At 70.3% G+C, this 15,460-nt stretch carries 17 protein-coding genes; 5 read left to right on the plus strand and 12 right to left on the minus strand.

What is annotated here, in order from left to right; all coding sequences use genetic code 11:
* Positions 1-55: 55 nt before the first annotated feature.
* The 9 genes from gspD to gspG form a co-directional block, all read right to left on the minus strand.
* Positions 56-2,428, minus strand: coding sequence for a type II secretion system secretin GspD (gene gspD / locus BKK79_RS12070; protein ID WP_071038525.1), 2,373 nt, complete (start codon positions 2,426-2,428; stop codon positions 56-58).
* Positions 2,429-2,475: 47 nt separating this feature from the next.
* Positions 2,476-3,288: a type II secretion system protein N gene (locus BKK79_RS12075; protein WP_071010208.1), complete on the minus strand. Its 813-nt coding sequence runs from the start codon at positions 3,286-3,288 to the stop codon at positions 2,476-2,478.
* Positions 3,288-3,908 carry a type II secretion system protein M gene (locus tag BKK79_RS12080; RefSeq protein WP_071010206.1) on the minus strand — a complete coding sequence of 207 codons (621 nt, stop codon included), beginning with the start codon at positions 3,906-3,908 and terminating at the stop codon, positions 3,288-3,290. Before BKK79_RS12080 ends, BKK79_RS12075 begins: the two co-directional genes overlap by 1 nt.
* A gap of 43 nt (positions 3,909-3,951) precedes the next feature.
* Positions 3,952-5,367, minus strand: a complete 1,416-nt coding sequence (gene gspL / locus BKK79_RS12085) for a type II secretion system protein GspL (RefSeq protein WP_071037785.1) — start codon at positions 5,365-5,367, stop codon at positions 3,952-3,954.
* Between the two features lie 252 nt (positions 5,368-5,619).
* Complete coding sequence (gspK, locus tag BKK79_RS12090; protein WP_071037786.1) at positions 5,620-6,657, minus strand: type II secretion system minor pseudopilin GspK; 1,038 nt, start codon at positions 6,655-6,657, stop codon at positions 5,620-5,622.
* Positions 6,654-7,352: a PulJ/GspJ family protein gene (locus BKK79_RS12095; protein WP_071037787.1), complete on the minus strand. Its 699-nt coding sequence runs from the start codon at positions 7,350-7,352 to the stop codon at positions 6,654-6,656. The genes gspK and BKK79_RS12095 overlap by 4 nt, the downstream gene beginning before the upstream one ends.
* On the minus strand, positions 7,330-7,731 hold the full coding sequence (gspI, locus tag BKK79_RS12100) for a type II secretion system minor pseudopilin GspI (protein ID WP_156811065.1): 402 nt from the start codon (positions 7,729-7,731) through the stop codon (positions 7,330-7,332). Before gspI ends, BKK79_RS12095 begins: the two co-directional genes overlap by 23 nt.
* 5 nt (positions 7,732-7,736) lie before the next feature.
* A complete protein-coding gene (locus tag BKK79_RS12105) occupies positions 7,737-8,237 on the minus strand; it encodes a GspH/FimT family pseudopilin (protein ID WP_071037788.1) in 501 nt (166 codons plus the stop codon).
* 18 nt (positions 8,238-8,255) lie between these two features.
* A complete protein-coding gene (gene gspG, locus BKK79_RS12110; RefSeq protein ID WP_071015870.1) occupies positions 8,256-8,717 on the minus strand; it encodes a type II secretion system major pseudopilin GspG in 462 nt (153 codons plus the stop codon).
* 226 nt (positions 8,718-8,943) lie between these two features.
* Between gspG and BKK79_RS12115 the strand changes: the two genes are divergently transcribed.
* The 3 genes from BKK79_RS12115 to BKK79_RS12125 all read left to right on the plus strand — a co-directional run bounded on the left by BKK79_RS12115 (position 8,944) and on the right by BKK79_RS12125 (position 11,204).
* Positions 8,944-9,549: a general secretion pathway protein gene (locus BKK79_RS12115; RefSeq protein WP_232346210.1), complete on the plus strand. Its 606-nt coding sequence runs from the start codon at positions 8,944-8,946 to the stop codon at positions 9,547-9,549.
* 160 nt (positions 9,550-9,709) lie between these two features.
* The gene (locus tag BKK79_RS12120) at positions 9,710-10,306 is read left to right on the plus strand and encodes an EF-hand domain-containing protein (protein WP_071037789.1); all 597 of its coding nucleotides are present in this window, start codon (positions 9,710-9,712) and stop codon (positions 10,304-10,306) included.
* Positions 10,307-10,703: 397 nt separating this feature from the next.
* Positions 10,704-11,204, plus strand: a complete 501-nt coding sequence (locus BKK79_RS12125; protein WP_071015866.1) for an Lrp/AsnC family transcriptional regulator — start codon at positions 10,704-10,706, stop codon at positions 11,202-11,204.
* Between the two features lie 94 nt (positions 11,205-11,298).
* On the opposite strand, the gene BKK79_RS12130 is transcribed toward BKK79_RS12125, so the two are convergent.
* Positions 11,299-11,997, minus strand: coding sequence for a GNAT family N-acetyltransferase (locus tag BKK79_RS12130; protein ID WP_071010195.1), 699 nt, complete (start codon positions 11,995-11,997; stop codon positions 11,299-11,301).
* A 155-nt stretch (positions 11,998-12,152) separates the two neighbouring features.
* Positions 12,153-12,347, minus strand: coding sequence for a hypothetical protein (locus BKK79_RS40325; protein WP_157128425.1), 195 nt, complete (start codon positions 12,345-12,347; stop codon positions 12,153-12,155).
* Between the two features lie 18 nt (positions 12,348-12,365).
* Between BKK79_RS40325 and kefF the strand changes: the two genes are divergently transcribed.
* A complete protein-coding gene (gene kefF / locus BKK79_RS12135; RefSeq protein WP_071010193.1) occupies positions 12,366-12,935 on the plus strand; it encodes a glutathione-regulated potassium-efflux system oxidoreductase KefF in 570 nt (189 codons plus the stop codon).
* Complete coding sequence (gene kefC, locus BKK79_RS12140) at positions 12,922-14,736, plus strand: glutathione-regulated potassium-efflux system protein KefC (protein WP_071037790.1); 1,815 nt, start codon at positions 12,922-12,924, stop codon at positions 14,734-14,736. Before kefF ends, kefC begins: the two co-directional genes overlap by 14 nt.
* Before the next feature lie 27 nt (positions 14,737-14,763).
* Here the strand turns inward: kefC and BKK79_RS12145 are convergent, their stop codons facing one another.
* Positions 14,764-15,447: a TetR/AcrR family transcriptional regulator gene (locus BKK79_RS12145; RefSeq protein WP_071010190.1), complete on the minus strand. Its 684-nt coding sequence runs from the start codon at positions 15,445-15,447 to the stop codon at positions 14,764-14,766.
* Between the last annotated feature and the right edge of the window lie 13 nt (positions 15,448-15,460).

Here is a 15,460-nt window from a genome sequence, read left to right on the forward strand (position 1 = left end):
GGTTCCAGCGCGGGGGCCGCGGCGGCGGGAGATGCGGTTGCCGTCGTCGTCATCGTCAGTTGCCGGAGGCGGCGGCCTGCGGCGCCTGGGCGGAGGCTTGCGGTGCCGCTTGCGAGGTCGGCTGCCCGGACTGCGGCATCGGCATCAGCAACGGCCCGGACCGCGTCAGCGGCACGGACTGCGGCAGCGGCAGCGGCCCGGCTGGCGCCACGCCCTTGTCGCGCGGGTCGACGAAGGGCGCCGCCGGCGCGTCTGCCGGCGGCAGCACCGGCGTGTCCTGGTCGCGCACCATATTGTTGGGCGAGACGAAGCCCTGCTGCTTGGCGCGCATGTAGTCGTAGCGGTCCTGCGTCAGGCGGTCGGTGGCGCCGGCGGTGCGCATCACGTAGGGGCGCAGGAATACCAGCAGGTTGGTCTTGCCGCGGTTCTTGTTCTCGTAGCGGAACAGGTTGCCGATCCAGGGGATGTCGCCCAGCAGCGGCACCTTCTGCACGCCGTCGCCATAGGTGTCCTCGATCAGGCCGCCGAGCACGATGATCTGGCCGTCGTTGACCAGCACATTGGTCTCGATCGAGCGCACGTTGGTGGTCGGGCCCTGGGACAGCGTGGCGGTGCCCGATACCACCGAAGACGATTCCTGGTAGATCTGCATCTTGACCAGGCCGCCGTCGGTGATCTGCGGCTTGACGCGCAGCGTGACGCCGACGTCCTTGCGGTCGTAGGTGGTGAACGGCGTGACCGTGGAGGAACTGCCGGTCTGGGCGTAGGAGCCGGTGGTGACCGGGATGTTCTGCCCGATCAGGATCTTGGCTTCCTCGTTCTCCAGCGTGATCAGGTTCGGCGTGGACAGCAGGTTGGTGCTGCCGTCGGCGCTCAGCGCGCTCAGCAGCGCGCCCAGCCCGGCGGCCTTGTTGACCACGCCGAGGTTCAGGCCGGCCAGGTCCGGCACCAGGCCGGAGACGGAGTTGATGGCCGAGGCGCCGTCGGCGCGCACGGCGGCGACGGCACCGGCCAGGTTGATGATGTTGGCGCCGCCGGTGCCGAAGTTGGTGCCGGCGAAGCCGATGGTGTTGCCGCTCGCGTTGAGCAGGCCCTGCCACTGGATGCCGAGCTTGGAGGTCTGCGTGGACGAGACCTCGACGATCATCGACTCGATGTAGACCTGGGCCCGCCGCATGTCGAGGTCGTCGATCACCGAGCGCAGGTTGCGGTAGACCGGCTCGCTGGCGGTGATGATCAGCGAGTTGGTGGCCGGGTCGGCCTGGATGATGCCTCCGGTGGTGGGCAGTTGCTGGCTGGCGAACGAGGCGCTGAAGGCGGAATTGCCGCTGCCGCCGCCCGTGCCGCTGCGCCCGGTGCTGCTGGTGGTGTTGGTGGCGTACTGGCTGGCCGTGTTGGCGACGGTGTTCTGCAGCGTATTGGTGGCACCGGTGCCGCCGACGCCGGCGCCGGACTGCGTACTGTTGAAGCTGCTGTCGGCGGCGACGATGGCCCGCAGCGTCTGCGCCAGCTTGACCGCGTCGGCGTTCTTCAGCGGTACCACCCAGATGTTGCCGGGGCGCGAGAAGGGCTGGTCGAGCTGTTCGATCAGCTGGCGTGCCTGCTGCAGCCGTGCACGGCTGGAGGCGCGGATCAGCAGCGAGTTGCTGCGCGGTTCGGCCACCACCGAGGTGCGCAGGCTGGCGTCCAGGCCGCCACCGCCGCCGCCCGAGGCGCCGGCGGCACCCGGATCGAGCAGCTTCTGCAGCACCACGGCGGCGTCGCTGGCGATGGCATTGCGCAGCGGCACCAGCTCCACCTCGCCGGAGGCCGGCGCGTCGATGGCCGCGATCACGCGGGCAAGGCGGCGCAGGTTGTCGGCGTAGTCGGTGATGACCAGCGTGTTGTTGCCCGGGTAGGCGGTGATGGTGTTGTTCGGCGCGATCATGGGACGCAGCACCGGCACCAGGTTGTTGGCTGACTCGTAGTTCAGCCGGAACACCTGGGTCACCACCTGCTCGCCGCCGCTGCCGCCGCGCGCCGGCGCGGGGCCGACCACGGTGGGCGAGCCCTGCAGCTTGGCATCGGCCTCCGGCACCACCTTGGTGAAGCCGTTGCTTTCCACGATGGCGTAGCCCTGCATGCGCAGCACCGAGCCCAGCGTGGACAGCGCCTGTTCGCGCGAGACCGGCTGTTCGGTGACGAGGTTGACCGAGCCCTTGACGCGCGGGTCGACCACGAAGTTCTTGCCGGTGGCCTGGCCCACCGCCTTGACCACCGATTCGAGATCGGCGTTGACGAAGTTGAGCACCACCTGGTCGCGTCCGTTCGCGCCGGCGGGCTGCTGGGCCCACAGCGGCGCCGGCGCCAGCAGGGAAAGGCCGCACAGCAGCACGGTGGCGTGCTTGGTGGCGGTGTGCAGGAACGGGCGGAAAGCTTGTTTTTTCATCATCGTTTAGCGGCTGCGGGCATGGCCGGCTGGTACCGGCTGCCAGGTCAGAAGCGCAGCGTGGTCACATTGTCCTCACGTCTTCCCAGCAGGCTCAGCAGGCCCACCAGCTGTGCGGCGGCATCGGGATCGGCAAAGGCCGTGCCCTCGAAACGCGCCTGCCGTCCCAGTGTGCCGTCGCCCTCCAGGTGCAGCGGCCCATTGACGGTGTGCAGCCGCAGCTTGCCGCCGCCGCCGCTCCAGTCGATCTCGGCGCGGTAGCTGCCCAGCGGGCGCAGGCGGCTGACCGCGGACGACAGGTTGTCCAGGCGCAGCGTCAGGTGTCCTGCCGGCTGGCCGCCGGATGCCGAGAAACTGCCGTTCAGCGCCGTCCAGTCGAGCTGCATGCGCCCGTCGGGGCGCAGGCTGTTGAATGGCGCGCCCAGTCCTTCGAGCAGCGTGGCCGGCAGGCGCAGCGCGCCGGCCTGGGCCTGCCAGCCACCCGGCGCCACGGTCAGCGCCACCGGCGTGTCCATGGCCTCGGTATGGCGCACCGTCACGCGCAGGCGGCCGGTGAACAGCGGCCAGAAGGCCACCGTCCACTGCAGCCGTCCGGGCAGCACGGTGGCGGTCTCGCTGCCGCTGCCGGCCGACAGGGCCAGCGTGGCGCTGCCCTGCCACAGCGTGCCCTGCGCATCGGCCAGCAGCAGCTTCTGCCCGCTTTGCGCGGCCACGCTGTCTGCGATCCAGGCCGCCGGCAGGGCGGCCAGGGTGGTCAAGCCCACCACCAGCGCGCCGAGCGCCAGCCAGCCCAGGCGGCGCCAGCCGCGTGGCGCGGGCGCGGCTGGCCGGCGCAGGCGCAGGGCTTCGAGCCGTGCCATCAGCGCTGGCCGCCTGCGGTGGGGCCCTGCAAGGTGGCCGTCATGTTGACCAGCGCGGTCGCGCCGACGTAACTCAGCCTGGCATCGGTCACCTTGAGCCGCTGCTGCTGGCGCACGTCCTGCAGCCACGCCGCGAGCGCGCCGAACGGCACCTTGTCGAGCTGGACCTGCACACTGCCGTCGCCGTTGGTGGCCAGCCGGGTGGCCTTCAGGCCCTGCTGGGCCAGGCCGGCCTGCAGGGCCTGGGTGAGGGCATCGCCCTGCAGCGCCGGCGGCGGGCTGCTGTTCAGGCTGCGCGCTTCCTGCGCCAGGGTGTCCATCTCGGCGAGGTCGGCACGCTGCTGCGGCAGGCTGCGCGCGAGACGGGCGCTGGCGTCGGCGGCCGGTTCCCACAGCAGGCTGTAGCCGGCGACCGCCAGCAGCACGGCCGCCCCGCCTGCCAGGATCCATTGCTCGCGCGGATTGCGTGCCGACCAGAAGGCGTCGAAGCGCTCGCGCCAGGCCGCGGGCAGGCGCGGACGCGCCAGGCCGGCCAGGCGGTTCAGGGCGCTGCGCGGCTTGCCGCCGTTCGCGGCCGGGCCCGGCGCGCGGCCGGGTGCGGAGTCTTTGGTCGGTATCACGGGGCGTTCCTGGGCGCAGTGGCGGTCGAGACGGGGCGCGGGCTCATAGGGCGGGCTTGACCGTCCAGCGCGAGCTGCCGGCCGGGGCCTGGCTGCCTTCCCGCGGGCTGTTGTCTTCGTCCATCGCCAGCCCGGCCTGGCGCGCCGCGCTGCGCAGGGTGGCGGTGTCGGTGCCGGCCTTGAGCGTCACATAGAGCGTGCGGCTGCGGTATTCGAGCCCCAGCAGGCCGTCGGGCGGCAACTGGCGGGCGGCCTGGGCGAAGCGGTCGGCCAGCGGCAGGAAATCGTCCGGCACGCTGCGGCCGCTGGCCAGGCGCAGCTGCTCGACCTGGCGGCGCATCTGCAACGGCGGGTCCACCACCACGGGGAGCTGCGGGAAGGCGCTGCGCAGGGCCTGCAGCTGCGCGGCCGCGAGCCGTTGCTGCTCCTGGTGCAGTTTCAGCCACAGGATGTTCATGCCGGCCAGCTGCACCAGCAGCAGGCCGGCGGCGAGCGCCAGCGGCAGGCGCCAGGCGCGCAGGTTCCAGCGCTCGGCACGGCCTTGGGCGAACTCGAACTGGGCCAGGTCGAGCGCCGCGTCGCGCAGGCAGTCCTGGGCGCCGGCCAGCCACTGCGGCCAGCCGAGCGCGGCCGGCGCCACCGGCAGGCCGGCGTGGCGGCCCGCTTCACGGTCCGCAATCCAGTTGCCTGCCGGCGCCAGCGCGAGCCAGCCGGCCAGCGACTCGCTGCCGAGCAGCAGGCCGTAGCCGGCATGCGGTCCGGTGCGCACGGTCAACTGCCATAGCCGCTGCGCCTGGCGGGGCGCGGCAATGGCGTCGTCGGCGAGCAGGCCGTCGGCCTGCTCCAGTGTCGGGGTGGCATCCTCGATCGCCAGCGTGGCCGGCGCGGCCGCCGCCGCTGGCGGCGGCTCGGTGGCGGCCTCGCCGTCGGCGGCGCTGTCCGGCGCGGCCGGCTCGGCCAGCGGCAGGCAGAGCTGGGCCGGCAGCACGCAGCGGCGGCGGTGGCTGTGTTCGGCGAAGGCATCCAGCACCGCGCGCAGCCAGGCGCGGTCGACCACCATCAGCAGGCGGCGGCGCGCCGCGCGCGGCGTACCGGCCGCTGCGGCATCCAGCGCCGGGCCGACCGCGATGTGGCTGAGCTGGGCGTCGCCCGCGAGTATGTCCTCGACCAGGTTGGGCAGCGCCAGCTTCAGGCGGGCCGGTGCCAGCGGCGGGACGTCGGCCTCGCTCAGCAGCACGTCGCCGGCCGACAGGATCAGCACCAGGCGGTCGGCCGCCGGCAGTTCCTCGACCCGAGCGTTGCCTTCACGCAACACCGTGGACGCCGGCGCGACGGCGGCACGCCGGCCCGTGGCGGCGGCCGGGTCCCGCACCAGCGCGAAGGGCAGGGCGCCGAACCGCCACGGTTGTGGCTGGTCATGCGGGCGCGGCGGAATGCGGACGTACAGGGAGGTGCTCAAGGTCTTGCGGTCTTGCTGGCTGGAACGGGTCGGAAACTGGCGGGCGGGCCGGGCGGGAGCAACGCCGCCTCCCCCTTACGGTGGCGCGCCGCTCAGGCCGGCGCAAGGCTGGGGCGCCGGCCTGACGGGTGCATGCCTGCGCCAGGCCGGAGCATACCTTGCCTGTGTGACTGATTGGCGTCAATACGGAATTCTGAGGCATTTCCGGCCCTTGTTCAGGCCTTTGACGGCCGACCAAGGGGGGATTGCCCGTCAGCGCGATTCAGGCATGCGGTCGATATCGTGGACCCACAGTATCCGCGTGCTGTTGGCGTTGGGCTGGGCATCGGCACGGTAGACCAGCGAGACCTGCATGCGCAGGGCCCGCTCGTGGCGGACCTGGCCGTAGATCAGGAAGTAATGGCTGCGCACGTCGACGGCGTTGGCCACGCTGTTGGGATCGGCCTGCGGCGCCAGCGTGCGCAACTGGGTCTGCACGTCGCCGACATTGTTGAAATAGGCGCGGTCGCGCTGGCGCACCAGTTCGCGCGCGCGATCCAGCGGCAGGTTTTCGATGACGGCGGCCAGCACTTCCGGGTCGGCGGTGTTCGCATTCACCACGGTGCGCTCGGGCAGCAGGATGACGAAAGGCGCGAGCGCGGCCACGATCTGCGGCGTGTAGCCGGGCACCGCCAGCAGGTCCTCGGCACTGTCGGGCGGGCGCGGCGACCGCGCGCCGCCCTGGCGGCCGCGCTGGGCGGCCAGCAGGTAGCGTGCGGTGGCATCGGCCAGGGCGCCGTTCTGGCCCAGCGTCTGCAGCAGGCGACGGTAGGCGGCCAGCGCGATGGTATCGATGGTGGCCGCGCTGCCCTGGCCTTCGACGGTGGTCCAGATCACCAGGTTGTTGAGGTTGAAGCGCGCCTGGGCGTCCATCACGCGCCCGGACAGGAAGGAGGTCTCGCCGGCCTGGTCGGTGCGCAGCGCGGCGCCCAGGAAGTCCGACAGGCGCGTCTCGGCGACTGGAACGGCCCACGGCTCGCCGAGCTGGTCGACGCTGGTGCGGCGCTGGTCGTCGCGCAGGATCAGGCGCGCCCAGTCGACCGCGGCGCGCTCGATCCAGGCCGCCTGGGCAACCAGGCGCTGGTTTTCCACCGAGCGGATCTGTACCTGCTGGCGCCACAGCATGCCGGAGACCACCACCACGGCCAGCGTCACGATCAGCAGCGCGGTCACCACGGCGGCGCCGCGCGCACGCCGGCGGGCACCGGCACGGCGTGTGGCGAGGGCGGCGGGCAGGCGGCGCGTCGTCATAGGCCGGTCAGGCAGGTCTTCTGGAAGCGGCGGGGCGTGTCGCCGTCGCCCATGCGTGCCATCAGCGTCAGTTCCAGCCCGCGCAGCACCGGGCCGCTGGTGGCCGCGACCACGACCGAGGAGGCCGGCACCGCCGACACGCTGCCGGCCAGCAGCGCACCGCGCACCGCGGCGCTGTCGGTCTGCCAGCCGCCGGGTTCGACCCAGGCGCGAACCGTCAGCGCGTCGGCGTTGGCCACCAGCGCCCGCGCCGGGCCGCCGTCCGGACGCCGCAGCGCCTGCAGGGCGGCCTGCACGGCACCGCGGTTGTCGGCGGGCGGCGCGGCCGCGCGTACCACGGTATTGCCGTCGAGCCGGTAGGCGACCACCTGCCAGGTGGTCGGATTGTTCTCGCTGCGGCGATCGCGCACCATCAGCAGCAGGCCGGGAGCGAACTCCACCGGGCTGCCCTGCAGCGCGGCCGGGCTCGCCAGGTGTTCGCAGTCGGACTGGAACTGGCCGTACAGCACCTTGAGCGCATCGAGGCGGGCATCGTGGTCGACGAGGCGTTCGCGCCCGCGCGTCATCGCGTCGAGGCCGCGCCAGCCGATCACGGCGATCACCGCCAGCAAGGTGATGGCCACCAGCATCTCGAGCAGGGTGAAGCCCGGACTGGCGCGGCGCGGCCCGCGCTCAGAGCAGATTGCGCGATTCATTGGGAAGGATGGTGACCAGCCAGGCCAGCCGCACCGAACGGTCGGCGGCGGACGGGTAGACCGCGATCTCGACGCGGCGGAAGAAGGGATTGGGGGTGCCCGAGACCGTTTCCTCGCAATACAGCGCCACGCCGCCCTGCGGGCAGTCGTAGCCGCGCGTGCCCGGTTCGGGCCAGGCCTTGGTCAGGCGCAGGTTGGCGAGATGGTTTTCGGCGCTCCACTCGGCCAGCATGCGGTTCTGCAGGGCGGAGCCGGCTTCGATCATCGAGCCCATCGCGCGCATCGCGGCGGTCAGCGCCACCGCCAGGATGGTCAGCGCCACCAGCACTTCGATCAGGGTGAAGCCGCGCCGGGCCTGGCGCGCAGGGCGGTGCGTCATGGTGGTCATGGCGCCGTGGCGCTGAAGCGGCCGCTGCCGTCGCCCACGATGTCGACGCGCAGGTTGCCGCGTACCAGCACCAGCCGCTGCGGATCGCCGAGCGGCTCGCGGCCGAATACCAGGCGTGCGACGCCGCGCTCCATGGCGCCGCCTTCGAGCACGCTGACGCGGTCGGGTGGCAGGCGCCAGCGGGCGGGGGCGAACACGTCCTGCGTCAGCGGCTGCCAGCCGTTCGGCGTGGCCACCAGGAAGCGCCAGCCGCCGGCATCGCCTTCCCAGGCCAGCGCCCGCGCGCGCAGCTGCGCTTCTTCCTGCGCCAGTTCGAACAGGCGCGCGATGCGCTGCCCGTCATCGAGCAGGCGGCCGCGCTCGTTGGGCGAGGCATTGACTGCCACCAGCGAGATCACGATGCCGGCGATCACCATCACCACCAGCAGCTCGAGCAGGGTGAAGCCGTGCCGGCGCCCGTTCCGGGCCGCCGCGGGACGCATGGGCACCGGACGCATGGAGAGGGCCGTACGGGCTTATTCCCAGTTGCCGATATCGGCGTCGTTGCCGCTGCCGCCGGCCTGGCCGTCGGCGCCGAAGCTGAACACGTCGATCTCGCTGCGCACGCCCGGATTCAGGTACTGGTAGGGGTGGCCCCAGGGATCCTTGGGCAGCTTCTCCAGGTAGCCGCCGCCCTTCCAGTTGTTGGGCACCGGCTCGACGGTGGGCTTGCTGACCAGGGCAGCAAGCCCCTGCTCGGTGGTCGGGTAGCGCCCGTTGTCCAGGCGGTAGAGCTTCAGCGCCTGCATGATGGACGAGATGTCCTGGCGCGCGGCCACGATGCGGGCCTCGTCCGGGCGGCTCATGATTTTCGGCACGACCAGGGCGGCCAGCACGCCGAGGATCACGATCACCACCATGATCTCGATCAGGGTAAAGCCACGCTGGCGGCGCGTGCCGGGGCGGCGGGCGAGGGAAGCAGAGGCGAATCGTTGCATCGCGGACATGGGTCTTTGGAACGGAGCCGGTCGGACCGGCAGGGAGCTGGCAGGGACCGGCGAAGGGGGCGGGACGCGACGGCACCGTCCGCCCGCGGCCGGTCGAGCCGCTCAGTATAACCGCGGCTGTATGACGGATTGATGCTTCGTGCGAGGGGGGCGGCGGGTCAGACAGTTGTCGCATGGCTCTGGTACCCTTGCCGCTTTACCATTCGCCGAAGCTCCCGTGCAACTCTCGATCCGGCCCCCCCTGCGCATCGCACCTCCCGGCGCCTGGCTGCCGCGCCTGGCAGGCGTGGCCCTGTTCGTCGCGCTATGCGCCCTGGCCACCTGGTGGGTGCTGCGGCTGGCCGCGCTGAACACGATTCCGGTGCCGCAGAGTGCGCGCGTGGTCCAGAGCGAGGCGGTCGAGAGCGGGGCGTTGGGCACCTTGTTCGGCGGCTCTGCGCAATCCGGCGTGCGAGACGTACAACTGATCGGCGTGGTGGCCGACATCGACAATGGCGCCGGCGCGGCGATCGTCTCGCTGGACGGCGGTCCGCCCAAGGCCGTGCGCGCCGGTGCCGTGCTGTCGCCTCAGTTGCGCCTGGTCGAGATCCGCGGCCGTGCGGTGGTCATCGAGCGCAACGGCGTGCGTCAGGAGGTGCTGCTGCCGGTGCAGTCCGGCGCGGTGCCCGCGCGTGGCGCGGCGGCGCAGCCCGCTCCGCCGGCGGGGGCCGCGGCGCCGATCCAGACCCTGCCGGCAGCCGTGCCGCAGCCAGCCAATCCGCCGGCGGTGCCGCCGCCTGCGCAGGTCGAACACGGTAGCGAGCCCGGGGCGGCCAAGGACTGAGGGCCGGCCCCGCCCGCGCCGTATCTTTCGGCACCCTACGCTTCCTTACGCCCCTCAGGCTATTCTGTGAGGGGCGTAACATCTTATTAAATCCGCCAACTTGTCGGTATCGTCCGCGTTCTAATCGCCATATGCCCACTTGAATGAAAGGAGCACGGACATGCAAGGCAAGAAGATGAAGCAGAACATTCAGCGATTTCTGGCGGCATCGGCTGTTTTCCTGGTGACGGGGGCCGCTTTCGCCCAGAGCGCTGTCGACCCCGCCGCGTCGGCGGCCGATGGTGCCAAGCCGATGATGGGCATGGATATGGGCCACCATCGCGATGGCCTCGGCTGGCTCGATGCCGCCGACGCCAACGGCGATGGCGCCGTCACCAAGGCGGAGTTCGATGCCTTGTTCCGGCGCATCGATACCAATCACGACGGCAAGATCGACAAGGCTGAGGCCCAGGCCTTCCGCAAGGCGATGTGGGAGCAGCGGCGGGCCAAGATGGAAGCCCGTTTCGAGGCCAGGTTCAAGGCTGCCGACAAGAACGGCGACGGTGCCCTGACACGGGAAGAGGTGCAAGCCGGACTGCCGCGCCTGGCGCCTCATTTCGACCAGCTCGATGCCAATCACGATGGCAAGCTGACGCTGGACGAGATCCGCGCCGGCATGCGCAAGATGCACGAGGCGCGCATGCAGCGCTGGCAGCATCGCCAGGATGGCGGCGGGCAGCCGGTGCCCGGTGGCGCGACCACGCCGTCGGGGGGCTGATGCCACGGCGGGCCCATGCCCGCCCCAAAGAAAAACGCGGCCTGCGGGCCGCGTTTTTCTTTGGGGCTCCTCACAGCTTGCCTGGCACCGTCCTTGCCTCAGGCGCCAGCGACCAGGGGCGCAGCGCAACGGCCGGGCTCGTCGGTACCCTCGACCGGGCCGCGCGGCCGCAGTTGCCCGTTCCCGGTGCGTGCCGGCCGGCAACGGAACGCACCGAGCCCCGCGATAGTGCCCGATGCGCTCCTGCGGCCGCCGCATGCCGGTGCGGTCGGCGCGTGCTCACGCCGACGCTGCCGACGCCCGGGCTTGGCCCGCACAAGAAATTGCGTACTTATGCACGACTTGCTAAATTTGCGCAAAAAAATTGCCGATAAATATATTGCGGAGCAACAATATCGTGAGCAAGGTGGAGCTTGACAAGATCGACCGGAAGATTCTGGAGGTGCTCCAGACCAACGGCCGGCTGACCAACCTGGAAGTGGCGGAACGGGTCAACCTATCGCCCAGCCCATGCCTGCGGCGCATCCGCCGGCTGGAGGAGATCGGCGTGATCCGCCAGTATGCGGCGCTGCTCGAGCCGGGCAAGATCGGCCTGGGCCTGCTGGCCTATATCAACGTGCGGCTCGAGAAGCATGGCGGCGCGCCCAAGGGCAAGGCGCCGCTGGAGCAGTTTCGCGCTGCCATCGAGGTCTGGCCCGAGGTGGTGGCCTGCCACACGATGACGGGGGAGATGGATCTGCTGCTGAAGGTGTACGTGGAGAATATGGAGCATTTTGCCCGCTTCATGAACGAGCAGCTGCTGGCGCATCCGGCGGTGATCGACGTGCGCTCCAGCTTTGCGCTGGAAAGCATCAAGGACACGACGGCCTTGCCGGTCGGCAGCACCGGCAGCACCTGAGCGACCTCGTGCGCGGCTCGCCCATCCAGGCAAAACGGCCCGCCATGCGAGCATGGGCGGGCGCGTTTGCGCGCCGGAGGCGTCAGGGTGGAACTCAGGCCGTGTGCTTCTGGGGCACCATCGAGCGCCAGAAGCGCAGCCCGAAGCGGCGCGCATCGCGCAGGTTGCGGCGCACCAGATAGTCGAGGTCGGCGACCTGCTCGTCCAGCGCTTCGGTCAGGCGGCTGACGGTGTCGGCCGGCGGCAGTTCCAGGTAGGCGTCGGCCTCGCCATAGGCGTACTGCACCTTCATGCCCGCCTTCTTGGCGATGTGCATCATGGCGGCGTTGCGCGACAGGCAGTGCATGTAGAGCGTGCGCACGCTGGTGTTGCGCCCGTGCATGGCGGCACGCTCGAACAGCGCGCTGCCGATGCCGCGTCCGCGCGCGCTGCGCGAGACCGACACGCCGAACTCCGCCACACGGCCCTGGGCGTTGTCGCGCAGGTTGGCGAAGTGCCCGACGCCGACCAGCTCCAGATGCTCGTCATAGACGCCGAAGACCGAGTCGTGGTCGAAGTCGATGCTGTCCACGTAGGCCTCGACCACATGGTCGCCCACCGACTGGCCGAAACGGAGCAGGCGATCCTCCTCGCCGAGGGCGAGGAAATGCTTCAGCAGTCGCGAGCGATGATGCGCTGCCAGTTCCCGCACCAGGATGGTGGGGCGCTGCGCGGCCTGTGCGGCCTCGGCTGCCTTGCGGATGTCTTCGTCGGTGACGGCTCCGACGGCCTTGCTCAGTTCGAGCGGATTCACGGTCTTTCCTTATGGTTCCGGCTGTTCCGGTCAGTATATAAATAGCAGGATGGAGGTGGATGTCCAGGCACTTGTCGTATCGTCTGCCAGACCAGCATGCTCGATACGGGCAAACACCATCTTGCTGCAACGCAAAAACTATTGTAGTGGATTTGTCAGTTTGACGTAAGAATCGTGCGCCGCAACAGGCGCTCGATTTTGTAAATTTTGGAAAAATCCAACAAAATCAAGGGTGTCTGTCTTGTGGTGTCGGCGCGACAGGCGTGGTTGGGGAAGTTTTGCTGCTTTGCAGCAAGCCATCCTCGGCCCTGGACGCCTGCCATTCCCCCTGCATCTTCCATCCGCAACATCACCCATCCGCAAGCCCGATGATCGAGCCGCCTGTCCTCGTGATCTACGCCCATCCCCTGCCGCGCCATTCGCGGATCAATCGCCCGCTGGCCGCCGCGCTGGCCAGGCTGCCTGGCGTGACGATGCACGATCTGTACGCCCGTTATGCCGACTACGACATCGACGTGGTGGCGGAGCAGCGCGCCCTGGCCATGGCCAATACCGTGGTGTTCCAGTTTCCGGTGCGCTGGTACAGCGTGCCGCCCTTGCTCAAGCTGTGGATCGACGAGGTGCTGGAGATGGGCTGGGCCTATGGTCCGGGCGGCACCGCGCTGCGCGGCAAGTCGCTGCTGGTGGTGGCCAGCGCCGGGGGCAGCGCCGATGCCTATTCCCCGCAGGGCAGCCACGGCCACGAGATCGAGCGCTTCCTGCTGCCGCTCGAGCAGACCGCGCGGCTGTGCGGCATGGACTGGCTGGAGCCGCTGCTGCTGCTCGACGCCAATGCGGCCGATGCCGCGACCCTGGCGGGGCATATCGACCGGGTCTCGGCCTGCCTGGGCGGCCATGCCCGGGTACCGGGCAAGGAGGCCGTGCATGAATCCGCATGACTTCCTGATCGCCCTGCTGGTGTTCCTGGCAGCGGCGGTGGTGGCGGTGCCGCTGGCGCGCCGTTTCGGCCTCGGCGCGGTGCTGGGCTACCTGCTGGCCGGTGCCGCCATCGGGCCCTGGGCCTTGCGCCTGGTGACCAACGTGGATTCCATCCTGCACTTTTCCGAGTTCGGTGTGGTGCTGATGATGTTCGTGATCGGCCTGGAGCTCCAGCCGAAGAAGCTGTGGGCCCTGCGTCGATCCATCTTCGGCTTCGGCGGTGCGCAGATGGCGGCCTGCGCGCTGGCGCTGGGCGGGGCCGCGGCGCTGGCCGGCGCCAGTTGGCAGGTGGCGCTGGTGGCCGGCCTGGGTCTCGCGCTGTCATCGACCGCGATCGCGCTGGCGACCCTCGCCGAGCGCGGCCTGCTGGCCACGCCGGCCGGCTCGGCCAGCTTCGGTATCCTGCTGTTCCAGGACATCGCGGCGATTCCGATGATCGCGCTGCTGCCCTTGCTGGGTGCCGGGGGCGCAGGCGGTGCCGCCGCGCCGGGCGCGGCCTGGCTGGCCGCGCTCAAGGCGGTCGCGGTGATCGGCACGGTGGTGGTGGGCGGGCGCTACCTGGTGCGGCCGGCGCTGCGCATGATCGCGCGTACGGACATGCGCGAGATGTTCACCGCCTTCGCGCTGATGCTGGTGGTCGGCATCGCGCTGATGATGGACGCGGTCGGGTTGTCGATGGCACTCGGTACCTTCCTGGCCGGCGTGCTGCTGGCCGACTCCGAGTACCGCCATGCGCTGGAGGCCGACATCGAGCCCTTCAAGGGACTGCTGCTGGGCCTGTTCTTCATGGCCGTCGGCATGTCCATCGACTTCGGCGTGCTGGCGCAGGCGCCGTGGCAGGTGCTAGGCCTGGTGGCGGCTTTCGTGGCGATCAAGGTGGCCGTGCTGGCGCTGCTGGCGCCGCGCTTCGCCATCGCGCGCGGCCAGCGCCTGTTGTTCGCCTGCGTGATGTCGCAGGGTGGCGAGTTCGCCTTCGTGGTGTTCGGCGCGGCGGCGGGCGGCGGCCTGCTGCCGGCCGGCAGTGCCGACCTGCTGGTACTGGTGGTGGCGCTCTCGATGGTCTGCACGCCGTTGCTGCTGCTGGCCTACGACCGGCTGCTGGCGCCCCGGCTGGCGCGGCTGTCGGCGCGCGAGGACGATGTGATCCCACCGCAGGACAACCCCGTGCTGATCGCCGGGTTCGGCCGCTTCGGCCAGATCGTCGGGCGCTTGCTGTATGCGCAGGGCCTGGGTGTGACCGTGCTGGATCATGATCCCGACCAGATCGAGTTCCTGCGCCAGTTCGGCTTCAAGGTCTTCTATGGCGACGCCACCCGCGTCGACCTGCTCGAGTCGGCGGGGGCGGCCAACGCGCGCATCCTGGTGGTCGCCATCGACGGCATGGAGGACGGCCTGGCGCTGATCGACCGGGTGCGCGAGCGCTTCCCCCACCTGAAGATCTATGCCCGGGCGCGCCATGTGTCGCATGTCTACCAGCTCAAGGCCCGTGGCGTGGAAATCTTTGAGCGTGAATTGTTCGAGGGTTCGCTGGCGCTGGGCCGCCGCGTGCTGGAAGGGCTGGGCTACGACCGTGCCGAGGCGCGCGAGCTGGCGCTCAAGTTCCGCCGCCACAATATCGATGCGATCGACCGCTTCTACCCGCACTATACCGACCAGACCAAGTTGGTCTCGCTGGCGCGGCAGGCGCGCGAGGAGCTGGAAGAGATGTTCCGGCAGGACCGGGAGCAGCGCCGGCAGCGCGAACGGGCGCAGTGGGACTGAGGCGCGCCGCCGCGGGGCGGCGTGCCGTCAGCGGCCGGCTTGCGTCTTGCCGGCGCCGATCGCCAGGCGGACTTCGTCCCCGCCCGTCAGCGGCTGGCCCGCGGCCGCTGCCGCGGCCGGCAGGCCGCCGGCCAGCAGTTCGATGACGATCTCGGCAAAGTCCGCATAGGACAGCCGGCCGCCGGGCTTGAGCCAGGTGAAGGTCCAGTTGATCATGCCGAACACGGTCATGGTCAGGGCCGTCTGGTTGTCCCGGGTGACACGCTCGGGGTAGGCCAGCCGCAGCAGCCGGGAGAACGCGGAGACCACGTCGCGCTCGCGCTTGAGGATCAGGTCGCGCTGTGCCTCGGCCAGGAACTTGACGTCGTTGATCAGGGCGATATGCCGCGTCTGCGAATTCTCGTACTCGGCGAGGAAGGCGCGGATCAGGTTGGCGAAGCGCGCGCGGTCGTCGAGGTGGCGGCGTTCGGCCTCCGCGTCGACCTCGGTGACGATCAGCATCAGCCGCCGGGTATAGCGGTCGAGCAGGTCGAACAGGATCGCTTCCTTGCTTTCGTAGTAGTGGTACAGGCGCGCCTTGGAAGTGCCGCAGGCGGCGGCCAGGTCGGCCATCGAGGTGCTGGGGTAGCTGCTGGCGGCGAAGGCGGTGGCCGCCAGTTCCAGGATCTGCTCGCGCTGCGCCTCGAAGTCGGGCGCCTTGGTACGTGCCATGTTGCGGGTCGCT

Source organism: Cupriavidus sp. USMAA2-4, from assembly GCF_001854305.1.
Taxonomy (GTDB): domain Bacteria; phylum Pseudomonadota; class Gammaproteobacteria; order Burkholderiales; family Burkholderiaceae; genus Cupriavidus; species Cupriavidus malaysiensis.